A 21236-nucleotide genomic window follows, 5' to 3' on the forward strand; every position below is an offset into this window, starting at 1 on the left:
CGCTCCGCGTGTCCGTGACCTGACCTTCGGTCAGGTCGGCCCGGCTCCGCTCGGCCCCGGGGCCACTCCGCTCCGCTCCATGGTCCCGGTGGGCTGATGCCCATTCACATCGCTGAACTGGGATTTTGGCTGAACTCACGACAGGCTGACTGGGGGAGGGGTGGGCTTCGGGGGGCGCGTGCGGGTCCGCTTCACTCCCGCAAGATTGGTCTAGACCGACGCCTAAGTCACGATTCGGCCCCCTCGGGGCCGGGGTGCGCTACCCTGACAGGGTGAGCAACGGTCCCCAGTGTATCAGTCTTGGCCTGTCAGGTTATCCTGCCGGAACCGGGGTGCTCACCCTCACGTTTCGGGTATTCGTCGGAAATCGCTGCCGGGTACTGATATCCTTCCGAATAGCCGCATCCATCGGGCACGCTTTCCGGTCCGTCTGGTTTCTTCGCCGGACCGTCGAATGTATCAGTTAGGCACTGTCAGGATTTCCCGCGTGGTCCCTGGTGTGGGCCCGGGAATGGGTGAGGGGAAAACACGTAGTCATGGACATCGTAAAGCCGGGCCTGATGGCCGCTCAGTCCGCCGGCGTCTCGCTGCGCGGGCACCAGGAGGAGGCCCTGGAGGCGATCGTGCGGGGCCTGACGCCCCGTCCGGGACGGCCGGGTTCCCCCACCGGTCTGCGGGTCACGGTGCAGATGGCCACCGGCTCCGGGAAGTCGTACGTCGGCGCCGCGGCCGGGCAGAAGCTCGTGCCCCGGGGCGTGGTCCTGGTCGTGGTGCCGACGCTGGACCTCCTGGTCCAGATGATCGGCTCCTGGCGGGCCGCCGGCCGGGCCGGGGACATGCACGCGGTGTGCTCCCTGGTCGACTCCGAGCTGCCGTACGGGGTGATGGCGAGCACCAGCCCGCTGATGATCGGCATGTGGCTGGAGCACGCGGCCAAGCGCCGGCGGCTGACCACCCTGTTCGCCACCTACACCTCGGTGGGCGCCGTCGCCGCCGCCTACGCCCACTGGGCCGAGCACCGGGGCGAGGTGCCGCCCCCGCTCGGGCTGATGGTCTGTGACGAGGCGCACCGCTCGTCCGGGAGCGTGGAGAAGACGTGGGCGGTGGTGCACGACCAGGCGGAGATCCCGGCGGACCGTCGGCTCTACATGACCGCCACTCCGCGGATCTGGGCGCCGCCGAGCAAGGCCATGAGGCGGCGCCAGGATGCCCACCAGCCGTTGCCGGAGGAGCTGGCGGTGTCCATGGACGACCAGCGGATCTACGGCCCTCACGTGTATTCCCTGGGCCTGGCGGAGGCCATCGACAGGAAGCTGCTCGCCCCGTTCGAGATCGTGGTCCTGGAGCTGCGCGACCCCCTGGGCGACCGCCGGGGCGCCGAGCGGCAGGGCGTGCCGTGGGGGGCGGGTGTCGGCGAGGCCGAGGACGGCAGCGAGGACGAGGTGCCGGCCGAGCGGATCGCGGCCATCCAGGCCGGGCTGCTCAAGACCGCCGTCGAACGCGGGCTGGAGCGCTGCATCACGTTCCACAACCGCACGATCGAGGCCCGCTACTTCTCCGAGACGCTGAACCAGACCGCCGAGAAACTGCACTTCCAGAACCCGCAGAAATACCCCGAAGAAGTCTGGGCGCAGTGGCTCTCCGGCGAGCACGAGATCGACTACCGCAAGGAGCTCATCGGCGACTTCGGAAAAGGCGAGGAGGACGACGGGCTCAAGCTTCGGATTTTCAGCAACTGCAAAGTGTTGGGCGAGGGGGTCGACATGCCGAATGCGGATTCGGTTCTCCTCCAGGGCCGGGGCAGCATGGTGGATATCGTCCAGGCCATCGGCCGGGCGCTGCGTATGCAGCCCGGGGAGGGAAAGACCGCCAGCATCATCGTGCCGGTCTTCCTCAAGCCCGGAGAGGAGCCCGGGGACATTCTGGAGTCGGATTCGTACGGCCCGCTGGTCAAAATCCTGACCGCGCTGCGCAGCCACGACGCCAAGGTCGTCGAGGCCCTCGCGGTGCCCCAGAAGTCCGGCAAGCGAACGAAGGGGCGCAGCGCCGAGGCTGCTGTCGGGCCTGGTGAAAGCATGCTTGGTGCAGGCGGTGCGGCGGGGGCGGGGGCGTTCACGCTGCCGGTGCGGTTCCAGACGCCGGTGGACGAGAACGTGCTCGCCCTGTTCATCGCCTCCCGGGTGCTGACCGGTGAGAACCAGTTCTGGCGGGAGGGCATCAGCCACGCCCGCCGGTGGAACGAGGAGACCGGCGGCCTTGATGTACCGTATTCCGCGATGGTCGGTGAGGAGGGGAATTTCCCGCTCGGGAAATGGCTTTCCGACCGGCGGAGCGAGCACGCTTCTGGTGAATTGGCGCGCCACCGGGTCGACATGCTGGATGCGTTGGGGATGATCTGGTCCGTGAGCGATGCCAGGTTCGAGGCGGGGCTGGACTGGGCGCGGGTCTGGGCGAAGGGGCACGGTGGGTCGCTGGCGGCGCCGGCGCGGGCGTCGGTCGGCGGGTACGCCATCGGGACCTGGTTGTCGGAGCTGCGGGCTGCGGCCCAGGTGCCGGCGGGCGAGCCGGGTGCGCTCGCTGCGGAGCGTCGGCGGGCGCTGGAGGAGATCGACCCGTGGTGGTGCCCCGCCTGGCCGATCACCTGGCAGCGCGCCTACGCCGTCGCCCGGCTGTGGTGGCTGGACTCCGACGGCCTGGTCGACTGGACCACCCTGCCGCTGGACAGGGTGTACGAGGGCGAGCAGCTCGGCCGCTGGGTGCACGCCCAGCGCGCCGGGTGGCCGGCCCTGGAGGAGGACCAGCGGGATCTGCTGTCGGCGATCGGTATCGAGGAGGACCAGGAGCTAGTGGCCGCGAAGGCCGCCGCCGAGGCCAAGCCGACGCTGTCCCGCGGCGACCGGTTCCAGCAGGGCCTGGCAGCCCTCGCCGCCTTCGTCGAGCGGGAGCAGCATCCCCGAGTTCCCCGCCCGCACAAGGAGCCGCTGGAGACCGTGGAGGCCGGCCCCGGAGGCGAGGAGCAGGCGGTGGTGTCGCACTTCGCCCTGGGCACCTGGCTCAACAACCAGAAGGCCCGCCGGACGAAGCTGACCCCGGGCCAGCTCGCACAGCTCGCCGAGCACGGCGTGGAGTGGGCGTAGCGGGCTCGTCCCGGCCGGGACGGTGTCGCTGCCCGGCGGTAGGCTGCTGAGGCCCCGAGAAGGCACCGGGTAGGCCGCCACCCTGCTGGGTGGCGGCCTACTGGCGTCCTACGCCGGTTCGGTATCCGTCCGGCTGGCCGACAGGCCTCCGAGGGAGAGACTGAGCATGAGGGCTCCTTCGACGGCGACCAGGATGCGCAGCAGTTGCTCGCGCTCCTCCTCCGAGCCGGAGTCGGCATGCTTCATCTTCTGCAGGTTGTTCCGTGCAGTGACGATGACACGCGCGACCGTCTCGTGGACCACGCTGCCGGTCTGCTGAACGTCGCCTACCGTGGTCGGCTCCGGGCGCGGGCCGCCTCCATAGACGAAGCAGAGGGCTTCGGCGAGCTTGGTCGGCTTCAGAACCCCGTCTTCGATGTGGGTGAGGCCAGAGAGGTCGTCGAAGTTCGCTTGGGCCCATGCCAGTGACTTCTTCTGCGGAAACGCCTCCCGCAGGATGCGATCGATCAGCTCGATGAGGGAGTTCGCCGCCTGGGAGACGCCGTCCTCTGAGTGCTGGAGCGCGTGCCGCGCCCCCCTGATCTTCTTGACCAGGGGGGAGTTGGCACGCTCGACCCGCTTGGCGGTCCCGTCCGAGATCAGGGCGCGGACCGTCTGCGTGAACGCCGGGGCTTTCTGGGGCTCCCAGGTCGCCAGATCGTCCGTTGTCGCGGAGGTCTCCTGCATGGGAAGCGCGGCCAGGACCTTCTCGCCGAAGAACGCGTCGGCTTGGACCACGAGCTGCACGGCATTGAGCAGCACCCCGGTATCGAGCCGGGTGGCGGCCTTGAGCTGGGCCTTGGACAGCAGGCCCAGTGCGTCGCTCCACGCTACCGCGAATGGCATGGTCGCCCGGATAAGCCGCCGGACAGCGAGGCCCACGGCGGCGCCGTCGTGCTTCACCGCGACCAGGATCGCGCGGTAGCGGGCCGCGCCCAGCAGCCGCAGCACAAACGCTTTGTACGTGTCTCTCGTGGCCTTGCGCTGTACCTCCGCGAGGAGCTCCTCAAGTTTCCCCTCGGTGATGTACCGCGCCAGGATCTCTAGTTCCTCCTCAGGTACCTGCGAGAAGAAGTCTTCCAGCCGGTCAGGCCACGGCCGGGGGTCCCGGGAATCGGTCATCGCGATGCACAGCGACACGACCAGGTCGATGCCGATGATTTCCGCTTCGCCAATCCGCAGGGTCGACAACACCGCCGGGTCCAGCGCGCGCAGGAAGACAGCGATCTTCGACTGGTGAAGATCAACAGACGTGGTCTTGCTCAACCCTGAAACCTGCCTCGCTTCACCAGTGGGCTAATAGCACCATCACGCTACAGGGGGCGTCGGACAAGGTCGTCGGCTTTTATCGGCGGAGTCCAAGCGCAGGAGAGCGAGGGCTCTCGGGAGCGTGGCTGGGGCGCCGGCCGCCCAGACCACCGCGCGGCGTTGCCCTGCTCCACGGCGCCCGGCGCGACGGGCGGGTCGCGTTGCCGGTGTGGGAACCCACCCGGGCCGAATGCGTCCGCGACGCGATCAGCGTGCACCTGCGCTTCAGCGCCCCCTCTCCTCGCAGGTCAGGATGAGGGTTGACCAGCCGCCAGGAAGGTGTAGGCTCCTCCGATTTCGATGCTTCGCTGACCACTGTCTCCGGCGGGAAACTCGTTCCCGGCGGCCCTTGATCGGCGCTCTGAGCCGTCTACGGTCCACGGCCATCGGACCCCGCCGGAATCCTGCCGGCGCCGCCCCGTGCCCAGCCGGGCACCAGCGGAAGTCCGTGTCCACTCCCGGACGACACGAGAGGAACGCCTCATGGACGAGTACAACGCGCCAGTCCCTGACTCTGGCGAGCAGGCCCTGGATGGCGACGGCGACCGGCCTGCTGGGCCGGACCACGGACGTCGGATCAGGCCGGGCTGGCGGCGCTGGGCGGGCGGTCTCCTAGCGGCCGCGCTCGGCTCCCACCTAATCCCGGCGCTGACCGTCGTGGTCCCGCACTTCGAGATCGTGGTGCGCCTCCGGTAGCGGCGGAGGCCGGCCCGCCGACCCGCTCGGAGGTCCGGGCGGGCCAGCCCCTCCAGCGTGCGGGTGCGCAGCGTCCCGGCGCACCCGCGGCTACGTCGGCGCGGCGACGGCGCCCGGGCACCTGGTGCCTCCGACGGTGTCGGGGACCGCGCAGGGGTTCTCGGTCTGCCAGCCAGGGAGCGGCTATGCGGTGTCGCCGGTCCAGTCCCAGCGCAGGGGGTCGGCGGGGCGGGGCTCGTAGTGGGCGCGGCCGCCGGGCCCGTAGAGGCCGGTCTCGGTGATCAGCGCCGCGCCGTCGGCGAGTTGCTCGGCGTCCCAGCCGGTGACGTCCAGGAGCTGGCCGTCGAGCGGGCCACCGACGAGCTCGCGGTACTCGTGCCCCGGCTCGGGACCGGGGTCGGGGTCGTCGTGGTCGGCTCCGTAGACCCGACGTCCTTTCAGCTCCTCGTCGTCCATGCCCACCAGCATCCCAGCTGACGTCGACCCCGAGGGCGCGAACGGGCCAAGGTCACCACCACGGTTGGACAGTGTCGGCCTGGTCGCTGTCAGGTCCTGCGGTTGAGCAGCAGGGTGAGGAGGGTGCGTGCTTCGCAGCGGCGGGCGTGGGCCGGTACGGCGACGAGAAAGCCGACCGGCGGTCGGGTCAGACAGGATCCGGCGGCTGGCGGGGCGCGGGACGCCCTGCCAACCGTGCCAGCGTCACCCGAGGCGGCGGGCGAGAGAACGCAGCCGGACGTGAACGGCGGCCGGATCGGTGCCGGTGAGCGCCGCCACCTCGGCCTGCGGGAGTCTCAGTACCAGGTGGAGCAGCAGCACGTCCTGTTCAGGTGCGGTGAGGTGGGAAACGGGGCCGAGAAGGCGGGGTCCGGCCACGGTGCAGACCCGCTGCCGAACGGCCTGCCACGCACAGGCCGTCGGGCTGGCCGTGCTCAGGACTTCTCGCCAGCACCGGGCCAGATCCTCGAAGGCGTCGTGGATGGTCAGCGGGGCGACGGCCGAGGGGAGAAGGAGTGCGGCGTAGCGCAGGTAGCCGTCGTGGTGGAGGTCTCGCAGGGCGATGAGGTCGAGTGCCGGGGAACGGCGTGCCCGGGCTTGGCAGTGGTGGCGGGGCGCGAGTGTCATGGGTAGCCCTCGGGCCGGGAGAGGCGAGCGGGTGGCTCTTCGCGTGGGATCAGGATGCGGATCTGCGGTTGGGGTCGTCGGCCGGGTAGGCGCTCCGGCGGGCGTGGCACGCGGATCGGCAGCCCGGCCGGGGTGTAGCCGGCCGGAGGCAGTGGTCGGCGCGGACCGATCCCTCGAAGGTCGGAGGGAGTGTGGATTCTCAGGAAAGCGATGTCCTCGGGCGTGAACTCGGTCCCTACTGCCGAGCTGAACAGGCCGCCTGCGGGCAGCGGCCGGATTCTGACCTCGATGATCTGATGGGCGCGGGATCGCTGGGCGGGAACCTGCCAGCCGAGGCTTCCGGTCCCGACGCTCCGTCCGGCCGCCCGGTCCCAGGCGGCGCCCCATTCCTCCACCATGGCCTCGGAGACCCCCATGGCCTGGGCGAACGCAGTGACGTGCTCGCGCCTGGGGACGGCCTGCAGGCGCAGGATCGCGCCGAGGCTGCTGGCGGGCAGGCGGTTGGACCCGTTCTCCCGCCGACCCGCCCGCTTCTGGAGTTCGGCCAGCGAGGGCTGGCCCTCCTTCGCCCGCAGTTCGGTCATCGCCCAGCGGAGTTGGCCGAAGCTGTCGATCAGCTGCGGGCGGGTGGCCAGGTACGCGGACAGGCTGACGGCCAGGACACCGACGACGCGCTCGGAGCTCAGGTTCGCGAGTTCCTGCTGAAGCCGGATCCGCTTCTGCTCGGCGCAGCGCGCTGCTCTCCAGTACCGGCGTGCTGTGCGCGGATCGCTTCCGCAGATCCGGACGTACTCCTCGACGACTTTCAGCGAGGGCACGCTGTCACCGCTGGCTGCCCGGGAGAGCATCGAGGGGGCGTAGGTAGTCTGTTCGGCCATCGCCTTGTACGTGATGTTGCCGGAGCGCTGGCGCTGCTCACGCAGCCAGGTCGCCAGCGCTCCGAGCTCTCGCGTATCGGCGGCGACGGCGCGTTCACGCCGTCCCATCGGTGTCAGCCGGCGTCGGTCGCGGTGGAGTTCGGCCCGCGCAGGCCCTTGACGGTGCGGCAGGCCAGGTAGGTCACCGCGCCGATGAATTCGAGGGCGCCGTACATGGGCAGGCCGCCCAGGACGAGCGCGGCGGCCACGAGCACGATGACGACGACGAGCACCGTCTCCGTTCCGGACGGAAACCTGCCCGGGCGGTCGGGAACGGATGCGGGCATGAGGGTAGTAGAGCGCATATTGAATCCTGACGATCAGCATCAGTCGCGTCCGCGGACGGACGCGACTGACGCGGGCTGCACCAACAAGGTTCGACAGGGGCTTCCCGACCCCTGGGCATCGAACTGGTGTGATCCTCTCACCGGTGACCCTGCGATCACAATCCGTATCGCGAGCAAGCGTGCGATTGATTCAGAAATAACTACGAAACCACGCTCAAAATGGAGCGAACAAATGCCCAATTTGAATTGCACAAACCGCGTCGGACCAGTTCAAGGGTGTTAAACCCTGAGAGTTGATTTACTTTTGACCGAGGCTGCGTTGCCGATGCGGCTCAGCAATGACAGGCTGTTCCCAGCGCTGATTCCTGCCAGCCCCGGAGCCTCCCTGGCGTAGTGGCTGCACCACGTAGGGGATCGGGAGTCGCGACTTCCCGCGCGACCCCAGAGAGGGTGGAGCACTCCGGTGCCCCACCCTCTCGCCGTCTTCGCACCGCCCGTGGGCCGGCCCCGCCACGCGAACCCCCTCCTCGCCCCACCCCAGCCGCCCGCTGTCCCGGCCCGGCCGGTCGCCCCACCGCAACCGTCCGGCCCGCCACTCGCTCCACCGCTTCCGACCTGCCCGCCCACCGTCTACCTCGCCTTCACCCAGCGGACGAGCGAGCCTGACAGCACGGCGTGACCGTCAGGCAGCGCGTGCGGCGCTGCTGCTTCATCTCCGCCTCCGCGAGGTGCCCGTGGTCCGGCGTCAACGCCTCGCGCACCCGCCGCTCGACAGCCTCGACATGGCGGTAGTAGCCGGCGTCGTACGCCTCGATCACCTCGAAGGTCCACTTCCCCGCCCCGTCGAGCGCGGGCAGGACGTCGCGGCCCTGGATCTCCCGCTGGACCAGGTCGGCCTGCTCAATGTGGCCGGCACTGCGCAGCGCGTCGACAGCGTCGCCGATCGTCTTGTCCGCGCTGCCGGTCAGCTGGTGCCAGCTGTAGAGGCTGCCGCGGGCCCGCACGGTGGTCTCCAGCGCCTGGGAGAGCAGGCCGAGCGCGTCCACCGTCGCGTCATCCATACCTTCGGGCCGTTGGTGGCGCTGCGAGCGGTCGCCGCAGCCGTGGTCCTGGTCCACCGTGATCACCTGTCCCACGCTCGTGCCGGTCGTCGCTACCGTGTTCCCGACCGCGGTGGTCGTCAGTCCGCCGCGGTTGGGCAGGACGCCCGAACAGCCCGGTCGCCGGTACCGCGAAGCACGTCGGCGAGGACTGCGATCACGCCGGATGACCCAGGGTCCAGCCGCTGATCGCTGTCACCGGGCCGCGCCAGGCCGGCAGGGTGTGAGTGGTACGGCCGGACCGGTAGGTCACGTCCCGCAGGTGCAGGAAGCGGCGGTCCTGCTGGCGCCGGCGCCGGCCTTTCTCGGCTGCGTCGTCCAGGTGCCAGATCGCCTCCCGGACGGTCCGGTACAGGTCGCCGTCCTGGCCGCGGAGCTGGCCGAGGTGCAGACGCTCCCAGGTGTCGGTGGACACCACCGTCCCCGTGACCAGCGCGCCGTCCAGGAGCAGGGTGACCGTCACGGCCGACTCGATGTGCTCGCTCTCCGCCCCTAGGCGCAGCAGCTCCAGGTACGGGTCCGGGTAGGCCTCCCCCTGCAACATCACCCTCAGGGTCGGCTGTACCGCATCTCTCCACGACACCGCGCTGCTCCCCCAAATCGCCCGTTCGGTGGAGTCAAGTATGCCTGCGGGTGGCTGGCCTGGAGTGTTCTTCGGGTTCGACGCCGAGGTGGTCTCACCGCCCCAGTTTCAGGGCTACTCAAGCGCCGGCGCGCCGCGCCAACTACTCGCAGCGCATCCAAACACCGCGGCGGCCCACCGGGAGAGGTGGGCCGCCGCCGTTTCTGCTGAATCACTCAGGCCGGGTTGGTCAGCCGGCAGGTACGACCCGGTGCTCGCTGTGGCTGTTCAGTAGGTCCAGCATCTTGTTGAACTCATCAGACGGCATCTTGTGGATCAGATGGTGCGCCGCGGCAACGCCGTCCGTGTAGGGGAAGAGCTCGGGCCGCTGTTCCTTTGTCGGTTCGACCGGCCTGGTCTGTTCGGGAACGGCTGGCACATGCTCCTGCGTCGCGCCTGCGGGGGGCTCTTGCTCCCGGGAGGCCGGTTCCGCCGATGCAGGTTCGGCCTGATCCGTTTTACGGCCGTAAAACGGATCAGGACCGGGCTGGTCAGGACCGGTGGCCGGCTCATCTGCCGCTGGTGTGCGGGCCGCGGCCTTCTTGGCGGTCTTCTTCGCGGCGGAGCGCTCAGCGGATGCTGCTGCCCTCTGCTTCTGCTCGTCCTGCCACCATGCCAGTTGCTCCGACGGGCCCCACTCGTTGTCCCGGGCCAGCTTGCCCAGCGAGCGGGCAACTTCGAGCGGCATGGTCTTCTTCCGCACCAGGTCCTGGGCCCCCGGAGCCAGGTGGGTGAGGAGGATACGTTGGGTGACCCATCCGTCGACCCGCTCGAAGTGCTGGGCTACTGCCCGGTTGGAGCCGAACTCGGCAACGAGGGCTCGGACGGCGTAAGCCTCTTCGATGGGGTTGAAGTTCTGCCGGTCGACGTTCTCGGAGACCACGGCCTCCATGAACGTCTTGCGGTCCGTGGCCAGACCGTCGTCGACCACGCAGTTCAGGGTGGGGTTGCCTGCGGCTTTGGCGCCGCGGTACCGGCGCTCACCCGTGACGAGGACGTAGTCGACGTCATCTATCTTCTTCGCGTGGTCGGGCCACAGTTTCAAATAGGCGCCTCGGCTGACGGCCGGGCAGGCCTGGATCTGGCGGCGTCGCAGGCTCTTGCCGAGGTCGATCAGCTCGGCCTCGGTGCCGAAGTCGGTTCGCGGGTTGACGCCATTGGGGGCGAGCCGGCCGAGAGGGACGCGCAGTAGGCGGCCGTCGGCTCGGGTGTCGACCACTGGGGTGTCGTTGTCGTCGCCGAAGAAGTCGTCGAACTCATCATGCGTGGCCATCTATCGGACTCCTGCGTACTTCTGGCGACGGAGCTGGTGCTCCAGGGCCAGGGACACGAAGTCCTGCTTGGCCTTGGTTGCGATGTGGTTGGACTCGTACTGGGTGCAGAGCCGTCCGTTGGTGATGCCGCGAGTGTGCGGCTTGTAGTGGCGGACGGTGGCGTTGTAGAGCTCCCAGCCTCGGCGCTGGACGAGGCTGATGGTGCGGTCTCGGTCGGCGGTGCCGTCGCGGGGATCCCAGTTGTTGACGACGACGCCGTAGGGGATCTGGCGGGGGATGAGGACCCGTTCCACCGTGACCCTGGTCGGGGTGAAGGCCGAACCTTCTGCTTCGAGAGGGACGATGACGTCGTCGGCAACGTCGAGGACGGCTCGCAGCGCGTCTCCGGTGGTTCCGTCGCCGAGGGGGTCGATGGACTCGTCTTCGTCGTCGTCGGCCTTCAGCGGCATGAAGCCCGGAGTGTCGACAATGATGATGTCGGCCGTGGCGTTGCGCAGACGGCGCAGCCTGTCGATGTTCTGGCTCGCGTCGACCACGCGGAAGGGGACGGGCCTGCCGGCCTTCTTGACCTTCTCAGCATGTTCGATGCTGGTGCCCTGGGGGTCGATTGAGACGACCGCTACGGACGGACCGTCGCCTGTGGCCTCGGGATCGCAGCCGAGAATTTCGGCGTAGACCGCAGCGAGGTTGACCGACAAGAGAGACTTGCCGACCCCGCCCTTACGGTTCAAGAGCACGGTGATGTAAGGCATGTACTGCTCTCCGACTACTTCCCGGGAACCCGGTACTTCGGATGGACAGGAAGCATCCTCTCAGATGATCAGAACGGTTCCAGCGAGGCGTGCTGCGGGCGTGGCGGTTTTACGGCCGTAAAACCGCCACCCGAACCGGCTGCTCCCGAAAGCAACGAAGGCGCGCACCCCAAGTGGGGTGCGCGCCTTCGTTGTTCTGGCGGAAGGTCAGGCCGCGGTGATGAGGGCAGCTGCGGCGAGGGCGGCCAGGGCGGCGATCGTGGTGTCTGCGGCCCAGCGGAGCAACAGCATCTTGCGGTGGCAAAGGGCGGACAGAACGCGCAGCCGGTCGAGGCGGCGGTCGTGGACGAGTTCGGTTTGGAGGGCGGAGTGGTCGCAGGTGGCCCAGTGGGCGTAGGAGCTGCGGTCGTGGTTGGTGATGCGGGGGCGGACGACGAGCACCGCGAGCAGTGTGGCGGCGAGCAGGAGGCCGGCGGCCGGGGTGATGACGGGCAGGCTCGCTCCCTTGGCCTGGGCGAGGATGGCGACGGCGGCCGCGAGGACCCCATCGAGGCCGAGAAGTAAGCCGGCCTTCTGGTCAGTCCTGGCTAAAACCTCTCCGATCACGTGGGTCAGCGCTTCGGTGGTGTTCTGCTCGGTGCGGTCGCCGTCGAGGCTGACCGGTTGGGTGGTGGTCATCGGGGCGGAATCCTCCCGTGGGCATGGTCCGACCCGACCGTGCGAGCGGCCGGGCTGATGGTTTGAGGTTGGTCCGGGTCTGCGGTCGGCGTGGGGCTGGTCAGCGGTAGGTCCAGGGCCGGCTGATGTCGATCCGGTCGGTGTCGAGGACGACGGCCAGGCCGTGGTGGTCGCTCGCGTCGGCCGGGGTGTCGAGCAGGGTGTAGGAGACGACGGCCGGAGCGAGCGGAGCGGAGACCCAGAGCTGGTCGATCCGGTCGTCGTTGCCGGTGCGGCACAGCAGGGCGTCGTCGCCGGTCTGCTGGTACAGGTGCCAGGCGGTGTCGATGAGGCCGTTGGCTGACAGCTCCCAGGCCACTCGGCGGTCCGGTACCGGGGCAGTCTGCTGGTGGAGCGCCGGGTCGGTGAGGATGGTGCGGGCGCCGCGGTTGTAAGGGCGCATGCGGTCCCAGGCCGGGTCGGGTCCGGCGGCGGGTGCGTAGTTGATGTCGCCGGCGAGGATGCAGTAGGGGCCGTGCCGGTAGGCGCGGCTGGCCGCGAAGTCGGCCTCGGTGATGGCCTTGTCGGCGCTGTACGGGGTGAGGTGGACGCTGGCGACGGCGAGCGGGGCGGGCAGGCCGACGTCGAACCCGGCTACGCCGAAGCCGTGGTGCATCTCGGTGTCGGTGTAGTCGGTGTTCCAGGCGATGCGTCGGCCGAGCGTTTCGCGCCGGTAGAGCAGGGCGGTTCCGCGGCCGGAGCGGGAGGGGGCGAGGAGTCCGTCCATGCCGAGGTCGTGCTCGGCGCGGACGAGCTGGCGGTGGCCGGCGTCGGCCCACCCCTCGGCTTCCTGGAGCAGGGTCAGGTCCGGGTCGACAGCGGTGATGCGCTTGGCGAGCTGCGGCCATCGGTCTTCGCGGCCGCCGTCTGCGTCGAACAGGCCGCCTCGCTTCAGGTTCTGGACGGCGATGGTGACAATCACGGTTCTCCCTCTCTTCGTACGGTGCGGTGGTGCCAGGTAGGGAGCACCCGCCCGGCGTCGGCCGGGCGGGTGCGCGGCCGGGGCCGGGCGGATCAGCGGTGCGCGAGGGTGGGCAGGACGGCGGCCTGGCGTCGGTGGAGCAATGCGTGCTGGCCGGGGTCGAGGCGCCAGAGGCCGAGGCGGCCGGCGGCGGGGATGGGGTCGGCGAGGGCCTGGACGTCGGCGAGGGTCCAGTGCCACAGGCCGGGCAGGCCCCAGGGGCGACAGCAGCCGGCGTCGCGGTGGCAGTCGGTGATGTTGGCGGTGGCGACCAGGGCGCCGGTCGTCAGAGCCGGGGCGCCAGGGCGGGCGAGGACGGCTCGGACGAGCGGGTCGGCCTGGCCGTCGCGGGCGAGGGCGCGGGCGGCGTGCAGGACGACCAGGCCGCGGTGCCGGGTCGGCCAGCTGCGGTTCTCGATCGCCTTGTCGCCGGCGAGGATCGCAGCCAGCCAGGGCTGGCGGATCGTCAGCGCGGCGACGTCGGCGGCGGGCTGCGCCAGCGGGTCGGGCGGCTCGCCAATGCGGCGCAGCGCCTCGGCGAGGGCGGTGTCCCAGTTGCCGGTGAAGGTGAGGCTGCGGTCGTCGATGTAGAGCGCCGCGCCCAACTTCTTGTTGGTTACGAGCAGGTTGTGGCGCTCGAGCCAGTAGGCGCGGCCCGGGTCGGTGTCCACGGTCACCCGGCACCCGGCGTGGTGCTCCAACCAGCGGGCGACGTCGTGGTGGTGCCGCGGGTGGCGTGCGGTGAAGACGAAAACCGCGCGCCTGTCCATGAGGGTGCGCAGCGCGGCGATGGCGCCGGGCAGGGGCTGGCCGTAGACCTGGCCGCCGCGCCATTCGGGGTGCGCGGCCAGGGTCTGGTCGTAGTCGATGCCGACGGCGTGTGAGGCGGGGGAGTCCGGGTTGAGGGGGATGACGGTCACTCGGGTGGGTCTCCTCAGCGGTCGAGTCGGATGGTGATGGGGATGCGCCGGTCGTTCGGGTCGGGGCGGTGGGCGGTGCGGCGGTGGGCGCGCAGTCCGAGCGGGCCGCCCTGGATCGGGGTGCGGCAGTCGGGGCAGGAGCTCCACCAGGCGGTGCCGGACGGCAGGTCGGCCGGGGTGAGCGGGTGCGGGTGCGGGCCGGGTGCGGCGCGGGTCATCGGGGCCTCCGGGGGTGGGACGGCCCGGCCTCGCGGTGCGGGGCCGGGCCGGTGGTTGGGCGCGGGGGTCAGTCCAGTCCGGCGCGCAGCTGGTCGGCGCGTTCCTGGGCGAGGTGGGCGGCCTGGGGGTTGGCGGCGGCGCCTCGGGCGGCGGCCTCGGTGAGGATGCGGATGAGGGCCTGGCGGCTGGCCGGGTCCAGGGCGGGCATGGGTCGGCCGTCGCGCTGGGCGGCCCATCGGGCGGCGAGGGGTTCGAGGTCGCGCAGGTCGGCCCGGTGCTGCGGGGCGGCCTGGTCGGGGGACGGGCTGGTGGTCATCGGTTCTCCCGGGTTGCTGTCAGGTGGTGGTGGGCGGGGTGCGGCGGGCGATGGCACGCATGCCGTCGATGCGGTGGGCCTGGCGGGACAGGCGGCCAGCGAGGGCGGCCAGGTGATCGGCGTCCTCGGGCCGCACGCCGTAGATGAGGCGGGCGGCGTAGTGGCGGGCGGCGTCGGCGAGCTGCTGCGTGTCCAGGGCGTGGGCCTGGAACTCGCGGTCGATCTCCGGGTCCGGGTCGTTGGCCTGGAGCCCGTGGTGGGCGTCGTTCATGGCGGGGCTCCCGGTCAGCGGCTGGTGGCGGTCAGGTGCCGGTCGAGGGTGGTGCCGCGCAGGGCGGTGAGGATGTACTCGGAGAGCCGGTCCTCCAGCAGCACGGCCCTGGTGGTGTGGGCGGCCCGCCTGGCGGCGTAGTGGGCGGCGCGGTGGTCGGCTCCGGCGGCCTCGGCGGCGTCGGTGGCGCGCTGGACGGCGATCCGCTCCGCCGTGGTGTCGGCGGACTCCCGGTGGGCGCGGCCGGCAACGATCCCGGCCGTGCAGACGGCGTGCATGCCGCTGGTGTGCTCGTGGTGGGTGCACAGCCGCCAGTTCTCGTAGGCCTCGTGGCGGCCGGCCGGGTCGGCGGTCCAGTCGGCGGCCCAGTGGCGGGCGAGGTCGGGGACGGCGTCGAGGTGCTCGAGGACCTGGCGGCCGCGGGGGCCGAACGCCTGGTGGGCGTCGGTCTCCTCCACGACGCGCAGGGCGCGGGTCATGAGGGTGTGGTCTTCGTAGCGGCCGCCGCGCTCGCTCTCGCCGACCGGCTCGACGGTGAACAGCCGCGCGGGCCAGGTCCACAGGTGGTGCAGGGCTTCGCCCGGGGCGGTGGTCAGGATGAAGTGGCCGCCGGAGTACCAGCGGCCGGGCTCGCCGGGGGTGGGGTGGTGGACGATTCCGTCGTCGGTGGTGGCGAGCAGGGGGATCGGGGTGGGGCCGGTGGCGTGGGTCAGCACGGTGCCGTCGGGGCGGGTGGCGAGGTAGTAGGTGACGGCCTTCTTGGTGCGCACGGTGGTGTCCTTCCGGTTGCGGTGGTGTCGGCCGGGGCGGCCGGCCCCTGTCCCCGGATGCGCGCCGCCCGCCGGGCTGGGTGCCGGGCGGGCGGTGCGGGCCGGGGACGAGGCCGGTCGTGCGGATCTGGGTCAGGGGTTTCCGCCGGGGCTCAGTTCGTCGCGGGCAGCGGGGGCAGGAACGGGCACTGGTCGGCGTGGTCGGTGACCTGCTGGCGGACCGTGTAGACGTACATCGCGGCGGCCTGTCCGAGGCCGTGGCGGCAGCCGGTGCACTGCCACCAAGCCTTGGTCTCGTCGTGGCAGTGGGTGCCGACGGGCCAGGGCTGGTCGCCGATCAGCTCGACCTGGGCGCCGCCCTTGGTGAGCTGGCGCATCCAGACGTGGCCGGAGCCTCCGCCGGTCGGAACGTCGCCGATGTGGACCTGGCCGTGGTCGAGGCGGATCCGGCCGTGGTCGGCGGCCTGCTCCAGAAGGACCATCAGGCGGTCGTGGCTGCCGAGGACCTGGCCGCTGGGGACCAGGCGCGTCATCGCGTACAGCTCGCCGACGCTCGTGCGGCGCCGGCCGCAGGCCTCCAGCTGGCCGAGCGCGGCCAGGAGCACCGTGTAGGCGTCGTCGCGGCGCAGCAGGTTGTCGAAGGGGTCGGGGGTGAGGTCGGTGAGCAGCTTCGCGATGGTGTCGGCGGTGGCCAGGATCCGGGTGTCGTTGATCTGCATGGACAGGGGGCCTTTCAGAGGGTCGGGTTTACGGGGGTGCGGTTCGGGGCTGGCCGGTTCGTCAGGCGTCCTCTTCTGTTCAGCGGGCCGAGGTGGCCTGGGTGCGGGTGCTCGGGTGTGGCTGGACCCGGTGGTAGACGTGGGTGGTGCCGGTGGACGTGGTGTCGGTAGTGATGGCCAGCAGGTCGGGGCGCCGGTCGGCGATGGCGGCAAGCTGCTCGTGGATCCAGGCGTCGGTGCGCTGGAGGAGCACGCGGTCCCCGGTGAAGTCGCTGACGTGCAGGCTGAATCCGTGGTCGCGCTGGCGGCGTGCGATGCGGGTGGTGATCATGCCGGTGGCGGTCTCGTCGTCGGGGCGGCCGGGGAGCGGACCGGGCAGTGCGCGGCACTGGCCGGCGTGCTCGTTGGCCCTCTCCCGCCCCTCCAGGAAGTTCAAGGGGTACGTGGTCGAGGAGGACCGGCTGTCCGTCATGGTCCAGGTGTCGGTGCAGCCGAGGCAGTGGACGCCGTATTCGCTGGAGGCCTGTCCGTCGGACAGGGCGCGGGCGTAGAGCAGCACGCGGGCGCCAGCCAGGTTGGCGAAGCGGATCCGGACGAGCAGGCCCTCGGGGGTCCACTGGTCCGGTCCGGGCTGCGAGGGCATGGGCGGCAGAGGGGCGGGGGAGCGGCGGAGGAGGTTCACGGTGTCCTTTCCGGGTCGGATGGTGTCGGCCGGGCGGCCGCGGCACGCACCGAACCGCACCGCCGTTGGATCTGGCGGGGACGGGTCGGTGCGCACTGTGGTGGCCGGGTCAGGGACGGGCGAGGGCGGCGAGCTGCTCGCGCTCCTCGTCCGTCAGCTCCGCGCAGGGCAGGCAGCAGCCGAGGGTCTTGAGCGGCAGGCAGTGGTCGTAGCGGGTGGAGCAGACGGGGCAGGTCTGGCGCGCGGCCATCGCCCGGTCCAGGGCGGCGGCCCGGCCCGGGGTCATCGGCCGGACCGGCAGCGCCTGGTCGAGCCGGTAGAGGTAAGCGATCCGCCGGCCCCCGCGGCAGACGACCTGCGCGGCAGGTTCCTGGCCGCCGGGGCGCAGCCCGGCGTCGCGGAGCTGGCGGCGGGTGCGAAGGCCGTCGTCGGCGTAGCGCCAGGGCCAGGTCGGCAGGCCACCGTGGTGTTCGCCGGTCGGGTCGAGGTCAGGTGCGCGCACAGGCTCCTCCGGGGGTCAGCGGATGCTGGCCGGTTCGGGACAGGCCGGGGCGGTGACGGTGACGCGGTCGACGTGGGCGAAACCTTCGGCGAGCAGCTGCTCCATGGTCGGCACTTGGTGTTCCTGGTCGACCAGGACGTGGTCCGGGACGACGCGTTCCCGGCCGGCGTTCAGCAGGCGGCGGCTTTCGAGGGGGACCTCGAAAAGCACTGCCGAGCACGGCCGCTGCCAGTAGCGGGCGCGGGCTAGCAGGCCGGCGCGCACGTGGGCGAGCAGGGCCGTCGAGTCGACCACGGTGGTGAGGTTGCGCGAGAGCCTGGCGTCGAGCAGCAGCGTCTGGACCTGGTCGGCGACCGGGGTCGCGCTCTGATCCGCGGCCGAGTCGGTCGCCATCGCCCGGTAGTCGTCCAGGCTCAGGCGCCAGGTGGCCGGCCAGCGGCTGGCGAACGTGGTCTTCCCAGCCCCGCTCCCGCCGACCAGGACGATCAGCGAACCGGGGACGGGGACGAAGGTGGCGGGGTTCACGGGCGGTGCCTTTCGGATCGGGAGTGGTGGGTAGAGGGCCCCGGGTGCTGCTCCGTGGTCGGCGCGGCACCCGGGGCGGGCGGGGTGTCAGCTGCGGCCGGGCGGGAGCGCCTTGGCGGTCGGCGCGGTGTCGGTCTGGCGGTGCTGGAGGGCGAGCCAGGCTCCGGCCGCGGTCATCAGCCGGCCGTCGCCGAGGGCGTCCAGCGGGGCGGTGTCGATGTCGTGCATCAGCTCGGCCGGGTCGAGCGGGCGCATGAAGACGACCGGCGCGGACGTGATGACCTCGTCGGTGGCCAGGACGACCAGGTCCGCCTTGTCCTGGAAGTGGTGGCGGTCGGACAGCACCCGGCAGATCTGGGTGTGGTCGGGGTGGCCGGCGAGGTAGCGGTCGGCGTCGCGGAACAGGACGTAGGTGCCGGGGCGCGGCTTGGCCGGGGCCTGGGTGGCGTTGGGCTGGGCGGTGGGCTGCATCGCGGGTCCTTCGGGATCGGTGGTGCCGGCCGGTCGGCCGGCCCCGTCCCCGGAAGGCGTGCCGCCCGCCGGGCTGGGTGCCGGGCGGGCGGTGCGGTCCGGGGGCGAGGCCGGTCGGCCGGTCAGCTGATGAGCGCGAGGACCAGGACGAAGAGGAGCACGGGGACGACTGCGAGGACGGAGCGCGGGATGTCGATGCGGCCCTTGAGGCGCTCGATCTCGTCGCTGATCGCCTCGCATTCGGTGAGGAGGCGGGTGTGGGAGCGGGAGCCGGGAGGGACGTTGGCGAGGGTCTGGCTGCGCTCGTGGAGGAGCTCGCGGTGGGCGGCGATGCGGGCGTCACGATCTATGGCGAACAGGGCGGTGCCCCTTCCGGGATCGGGTCGGTGAGTGGTTGGTGGTGCGGGAGGATGGGGGCGGGCCGGGGACGAGACCGGCCCGCCGGCACCCGCGGGTGCCTTGGCCTCCGGGGTGCTTTCTTCATCCCGGAGGCCGCTTCGTTGGGCGCTCGGTCACGCAGAGCGAACGACGGGCCGGAGTGCGGGCTCGGCCTCCTCGACCGCGTCGCGCACGCGCTGGCAGGTGCTGCGCGTCTGCTTCTCGTCGCCGGTCAGCAGCCCCTTGGCGGTGAGCGCGGCGTGGATCTCCGCGACGCGCGGGCGGCGGCCGAGAGCGTCGTACAGGGGGCGGACGAGCGCCTTGCGGGCGTACAGGAGCGCGGCGCCAGTCAGCGCCGAAGACGGGTGAGCGTCGGTGTTCTGCGGGTGAGCGCTCGGCAGTGCGCGGTGAGCGCCATTCGTCCCGCGACCTGCGGTGATCTCGCGCTCATGTGAGCGCTCGGCGGGCCCGCCCTGTGCGGGGAGCAGGATGCCGTGAGCGGTGGGCAGCGGCTGGCCGCCGTGCGGCGGGCGCGGGTCGGGGCCGTCGTGGGCGCCGTCCCCGGGCTCGGTGGGCGCGGCGTCGGCGTCCGGCTGCGCGGCGGGGGCGGCGTGAGCGGAGGGGCCGTGGCCCATGAGCGCGTGCACGCGCCAGATGACCACCGGCACCACCATGGCGAGCGGGACGGCGAGGCCCCACTGAACCCGCCACTGTCCGTCACGCTGCGCCACGCCGAAGACGTGCAGCTCGGCGAGCAGCGCGGCCACCTGGCAGGCCATCATCACCACCAGCGCGGTGACCACCTCCCGTGTGATCCGCTTGCGCGCCGCCTTGCCGCGGGCCTTGGCGTGGGCGCGGGTCGCGGCGACCACCCACACGTCCACCGCGACCGGGAACAGCCACGCCAGCCACGTGTCGATGCCGGCCATCACGGCGAGGTGGTGCTCACCGGCGGCGGTGTAGGCGACGCCCGCCCACAGGGCGACCTTCGGCAGCAGCTTCGGGATGTTGGCCTCCCACCAGCGCCAGGCCCTGCGGATCCGGCCCTTGTTCCGGTCGGCCCGCTTCTGCTCCAGCTGCTGCTGCTCGGCGCGCAGCTCGGCGACGTGCTGCTGGGTCTCGGCGAGTTCGGCCAGGGCGTCGGCGGTGACCTGCTCGGCTTCCCGCCGGGCGGTGTTGAGGAGTCGCTGGGCGTCGGCCTCGGCCTTTCCTCGGGCGGAGCTGGCCTGGCGCAGCTGCTCGCCGGTGGCCTGCTTGGCCTCGTCGATGGCGGCCTGGGCGTCCTCTCGCAGCCGCTGCACTGCTTTCTGGCCGCGCTCGCGCAGGTCGGCGGCCTGCTGGGCGCCCTCCTCGCGGATCTCCTGCGTCTCGGCTGCGGCCTCCTCCAGCAGCCGGCGGGTTTCGGTGTCGGCGTTCTCGCGGACCGTGTCGGCCTCGGCGCGGGCGGCCTCGGTGACGCGCCCGGCCGTCGCTTCGGCCTCCTGGCGGGTCTCCTCGGCCTGGTCCTCGGCGGCCTTGACGATCTGGCGGGCGGTGGCGGCGGCCTGGTTGCGGATCTCCTCGGCCTCGGCGGCGGCCTCGGTGAGGGTGCGGCCGGCCGCCGCGGCGGCGTCGCGCTGGAGGGTCGCGGCGAGCTCCCTCGCGTTCGTCAGGTCCTGTTCGGCCTGGGCGCGGTCGTCGGTGGTCCGGGCCCGGGTGTGCTCCAGCGCCTGGCGGGCGTCGGCGACCTGGTCCTGGATGTCGGCGAGGTCGGCCGCCGCCCGGCTGCGGGTCCGGCCGGCCTCGCGCTCGGCCTCGCCGAGCACCTTGGCGGCCTGCTCCTCGGCCGCCTCGGTGATGCCGGCCGCAACGGCCTGGGCGCGCTGCTCGGCATCGGCGACGATCCGGCCCGCCTCCTCCTGGGCCTGGGTGCGGACGGCGGCGGCGCGCTGCTCGGCGTCGGCCAGCAGCGCCCCGGCCCGTTCGGTGGCCTCCTCCAGCAGCCGGTCCGCCGCCGCGTGGGCGTCGGCGTCGGATTCCTCGCGCCGCTCCCGGGCGTGCTGGACAGCGTCCTGGCGGATCAGGTCGGCCTGGTCGTTGGCCAGGTCGAGGATCCGCCGGACCGCCTTCTCGGCACGCTGCGTGATGGCCTCGGCCTCGGTGGCGGCGTCGGCGCGCAGCTGCTCGGCCTCCGCTACCCACTGCCCGGCGGTGGCCAGCTCGCGGCCGGCGCTCTCGGCTGCGCGCTCCAGGACGGCGAGCGCCTGGTCCTCGGCGATAGCCAGGACGTCGGCCGCGCGGTCGGCAGCGTCGGCCAGGACCGGGTCGGCCGACGGCCGGACCGGGGTGGTGGCGGAGGCCTTGGCGAGGGTCTTCGACGGGGTGGCGACGGGGGTCTGCGGACGGGTCGTGAGCGCCTTCGCGGTGGTCTTCTTGGCGGGGGTTCGGGTGCGGCGGCTGGTGGTGCGGGCCGGTGTCATGGCGGGAGACTCCTGTCTCGCTGGTGACGGTGTGTGGCGGCCGGAACGGCCGGGGAAGGGCTGCAACGCCAG

At 71.7% G+C, this 21236-nt stretch carries 24 protein-coding genes; 2 read left to right on the forward strand and 22 right to left on the reverse strand.

From position 1 onward, the window contains the following. Positions 1–536 precede the first annotated feature (536 nt). Positions 537–3137 (forward strand): Helicase associated domain protein, encoded by a 2601-nt coding sequence (locus tag ACIQIB_RS32015; protein WP_400762253.1) that lies wholly within the window; start codon positions 537–539, stop codon positions 3135–3137. A 108-nt stretch (positions 3138–3245) separates the two neighbouring features. Here the strand turns inward: ACIQIB_RS32015 and ACIQIB_RS32020 are convergent, their stop codons facing one another. Next, entirely contained in the window at positions 3246–4442 is a 1197-nt protein-coding gene (locus tag ACIQIB_RS32020; protein ID WP_400762254.1) for a hypothetical protein, read from the reverse strand. A gap of 525 nt (positions 4443–4967) precedes the next feature. Between ACIQIB_RS32020 and ACIQIB_RS32025 the strand changes: the two genes are divergently transcribed. Then, positions 4968–5180, forward strand: coding sequence for a hypothetical protein (locus tag ACIQIB_RS32025; protein ID WP_400762256.1), 213 nt, complete (start codon positions 4968–4970; stop codon positions 5178–5180). 183 nt (positions 5181–5363) lie between these two features. Here ACIQIB_RS32025 and ACIQIB_RS32030 read toward each other — a convergent pair whose 3' ends face one another. The 21 genes from ACIQIB_RS32030 to ACIQIB_RS32130 form a co-directional block, all read right to left on the reverse strand. Continuing rightward, positions 5364–5636, reverse strand: coding sequence for a hypothetical protein (locus ACIQIB_RS32030; protein WP_400762258.1), 273 nt, complete (start codon positions 5634–5636; stop codon positions 5364–5366). Between the two features lie 243 nt (positions 5637–5879). Then, on the reverse strand, positions 5880–6302 hold the full coding sequence (locus tag ACIQIB_RS32035) for a sigma factor-like helix-turn-helix DNA-binding protein (protein ID WP_400762260.1): 423 nt from the start codon (positions 6300–6302) through the stop codon (positions 5880–5882). Beyond that, a complete protein-coding gene (locus ACIQIB_RS32040) occupies positions 6299–7288 on the reverse strand; it encodes a helix-turn-helix domain-containing protein (RefSeq protein ID WP_400762262.1) in 990 nt (329 codons plus the stop codon). Before ACIQIB_RS32040 ends, ACIQIB_RS32035 begins: the two co-directional genes overlap by 4 nt. Before the next feature lie 5 nt (positions 7289–7293). After that, positions 7294–7506 carry a hypothetical protein gene (locus ACIQIB_RS32045; RefSeq protein ID WP_400762264.1) on the reverse strand — a complete coding sequence of 71 codons (213 nt, stop codon included), beginning with the start codon at positions 7504–7506 and terminating at the stop codon, positions 7294–7296. 641 nt (positions 7507–8147) lie between these two features. Then, complete coding sequence (locus ACIQIB_RS32050; RefSeq protein ID WP_400762404.1) at positions 8148–8567, reverse strand: hypothetical protein; 420 nt, start codon at positions 8565–8567, stop codon at positions 8148–8150. A gap of 196 nt (positions 8568–8763) precedes the next feature. After that, positions 8764–9150 carry a hypothetical protein gene (locus ACIQIB_RS32055; protein ID WP_400762266.1) on the reverse strand — a complete coding sequence of 129 codons (387 nt, stop codon included), beginning with the start codon at positions 9148–9150 and terminating at the stop codon, positions 8764–8766. Between the two features lie 268 nt (positions 9151–9418). Then, complete coding sequence (locus tag ACIQIB_RS32060) at positions 9419–10501, reverse strand: ParB/RepB/Spo0J family partition protein (protein WP_400762268.1); 1083 nt, start codon at positions 10499–10501, stop codon at positions 9419–9421. Continuing rightward, entirely contained in the window at positions 10502–11254 is a 753-nt protein-coding gene (locus ACIQIB_RS32065; protein ID WP_400762270.1) for a ParA family protein, read from the reverse strand. It lies immediately after the preceding gene. A gap of 207 nt (positions 11255–11461) precedes the next feature. Continuing rightward, the gene (locus tag ACIQIB_RS32070) at positions 11462–11932 is read right to left on the reverse strand and encodes a Pycsar system effector family protein (RefSeq protein WP_400762272.1); all 471 of its coding nucleotides are present in this window, start codon (positions 11930–11932) and stop codon (positions 11462–11464) included. A 100-nt stretch (positions 11933–12032) separates the two neighbouring features. Further along, the gene (locus ACIQIB_RS32075) at positions 12033–12893 is read right to left on the reverse strand and encodes an endonuclease/exonuclease/phosphatase family protein (protein WP_400762274.1); all 861 of its coding nucleotides are present in this window, start codon (positions 12891–12893) and stop codon (positions 12033–12035) included. 92 nt (positions 12894–12985) lie between these two features. Next, on the reverse strand, positions 12986–13852 hold the full coding sequence (locus tag ACIQIB_RS32080) for a hypothetical protein (RefSeq protein WP_400762276.1): 867 nt from the start codon (positions 13850–13852) through the stop codon (positions 12986–12988). A gap of 14 nt (positions 13853–13866) precedes the next feature. Beyond that, entirely contained in the window at positions 13867–14070 is a 204-nt protein-coding gene (locus ACIQIB_RS32085; RefSeq protein WP_400762278.1) for a hypothetical protein, read from the reverse strand. Between the two features lie 68 nt (positions 14071–14138). Further along, entirely contained in the window at positions 14139–14387 is a 249-nt protein-coding gene (locus ACIQIB_RS32090) for a hypothetical protein (RefSeq protein ID WP_400762279.1), read from the reverse strand. Positions 14388–14406: 19 nt separating this feature from the next. Then, positions 14407–14658 (reverse strand): hypothetical protein, encoded by a 252-nt coding sequence (locus tag ACIQIB_RS32095; protein ID WP_400762281.1) that lies wholly within the window; start codon positions 14656–14658, stop codon positions 14407–14409. A 14-nt stretch (positions 14659–14672) separates the two neighbouring features. Further along, entirely contained in the window at positions 14673–15428 is a 756-nt protein-coding gene (locus ACIQIB_RS32100; RefSeq protein ID WP_400762283.1) for a hypothetical protein, read from the reverse strand. A gap of 152 nt (positions 15429–15580) precedes the next feature. Further along, a complete protein-coding gene (locus ACIQIB_RS32105; RefSeq protein ID WP_400762285.1) occupies positions 15581–16147 on the reverse strand; it encodes a hypothetical protein in 567 nt (188 codons plus the stop codon). Positions 16148–16226: 79 nt separating this feature from the next. Beyond that, positions 16227–16790, reverse strand: coding sequence for a hypothetical protein (locus ACIQIB_RS32110; protein WP_400762287.1), 564 nt, complete (start codon positions 16788–16790; stop codon positions 16227–16229). Between the two features lie 148 nt (positions 16791–16938). Further along, complete coding sequence (locus ACIQIB_RS32115; protein ID WP_400762291.1) at positions 16939–17331, reverse strand: RRQRL motif-containing zinc-binding protein; 393 nt, start codon at positions 17329–17331, stop codon at positions 16939–16941. 15 nt (positions 17332–17346) lie between these two features. Beyond that, positions 17347–17856: an AAA family ATPase gene (locus tag ACIQIB_RS32120; RefSeq protein ID WP_400762293.1), complete on the reverse strand. Its 510-nt coding sequence runs from the start codon at positions 17854–17856 to the stop codon at positions 17347–17349. Between the two features lie 87 nt (positions 17857–17943). Then, entirely contained in the window at positions 17944–18327 is a 384-nt protein-coding gene (locus ACIQIB_RS32125; protein ID WP_400762295.1) for a hypothetical protein, read from the reverse strand. A 512-nt stretch (positions 18328–18839) separates the two neighbouring features. Continuing rightward, entirely contained in the window at positions 18840–21164 is a 2325-nt protein-coding gene (locus tag ACIQIB_RS32130) for a hypothetical protein (RefSeq protein ID WP_400762297.1), read from the reverse strand. Between the last annotated feature and the right edge of the window lie 72 nt (positions 21165–21236).

Origin of the sequence: Kitasatospora sp. NPDC092286 (assembly GCF_044755565.1) — a bacterium.
Lineage (GTDB): Bacteria > Actinomycetota > Actinomycetes > Streptomycetales > Streptomycetaceae > Kitasatospora.

Excerpts from the sequence above, each read along its gene's own strand:
- ACIQIB_RS32035 (WP_400762260.1), bottom strand. The coding sequence starts at position 6,302 with ATGACACTCGCGCCCCGCCACCACTGCCAAGCCCGGGCACGCCGTTCC.
- ACIQIB_RS32105 (WP_400762285.1), bottom strand. The coding sequence starts at position 16,147 with ATGCAGATCAACGACACCCGGATCCTGGCCACCGCCGACACCATCGCG.
- ACIQIB_RS32085 (WP_400762278.1), bottom strand. The coding sequence starts at position 14,070 with ATGACCCGCGCCGCACCCGGCCCGCACCCGCACCCGCTCACCCCGGCC.
- ACIQIB_RS32095 (WP_400762281.1), bottom strand. The coding sequence starts at position 14,658 with ATGAACGACGCCCACCACGGGCTCCAGGCCAACGACCCGGACCCGGAG.
- ACIQIB_RS32125 (WP_400762295.1), bottom strand. The coding sequence starts at position 18,327 with ATGCAGCCCACCGCCCAGCCCAACGCCACCCAGGCCCCGGCCAAGCCG.
- ACIQIB_RS32030 (WP_400762258.1), bottom strand. The coding sequence starts at position 5,636 with ATGGACGACGAGGAGCTGAAAGGACGTCGGGTCTACGGAGCCGACCAC.
- ACIQIB_RS32045 (WP_400762264.1), bottom strand. The coding sequence starts at position 7,506 with ATGCCCGCATCCGTTCCCGACCGCCCGGGCAGGTTTCCGTCCGGAACG.
- ACIQIB_RS32055 (WP_400762266.1), bottom strand. The coding sequence starts at position 9,150 with ATGTTGCAGGGGGAGGCCTACCCGGACCCGTACCTGGAGCTGCTGCGC.
- ACIQIB_RS32130 (WP_400762297.1), bottom strand. The coding sequence starts at position 21,164 with ATGACACCGGCCCGCACCACCAGCCGCCGCACCCGAACCCCCGCCAAG.
- ACIQIB_RS32070 (WP_400762272.1), bottom strand. The coding sequence starts at position 11,932 with ATGACCACCACCCAACCGGTCAGCCTCGACGGCGACCGCACCGAGCAG.
- ACIQIB_RS32025 (WP_400762256.1), top strand. The coding sequence starts at position 4,968 with ATGGACGAGTACAACGCGCCAGTCCCTGACTCTGGCGAGCAGGCCCTG.
- ACIQIB_RS32040 (WP_400762262.1), bottom strand. The coding sequence starts at position 7,288 with ATGGGACGGCGTGAACGCGCCGTCGCCGCCGATACGCGAGAGCTCGGA.
- ACIQIB_RS32060 (WP_400762268.1), bottom strand. The coding sequence starts at position 10,501 with ATGGCCACGCATGATGAGTTCGACGACTTCTTCGGCGACGACAACGAC.
- ACIQIB_RS32065 (WP_400762270.1), bottom strand. The coding sequence starts at position 11,254 with ATGCCTTACATCACCGTGCTCTTGAACCGTAAGGGCGGGGTCGGCAAG.
- ACIQIB_RS32090 (WP_400762279.1), bottom strand. The coding sequence starts at position 14,387 with ATGACCACCAGCCCGTCCCCCGACCAGGCCGCCCCGCAGCACCGGGCC.
- ACIQIB_RS32050 (WP_400762404.1), bottom strand. The coding sequence starts at position 8,567 with ATGGATGACGCGACGGTGGACGCGCTCGGCCTGCTCTCCCAGGCGCTG.
- ACIQIB_RS32015 (WP_400762253.1), top strand. The coding sequence starts at position 537 with ATGGACATCGTAAAGCCGGGCCTGATGGCCGCTCAGTCCGCCGGCGTC.
- ACIQIB_RS32110 (WP_400762287.1), bottom strand. The coding sequence starts at position 16,790 with ATGCCCTCGCAGCCCGGACCGGACCAGTGGACCCCCGAGGGCCTGCTC.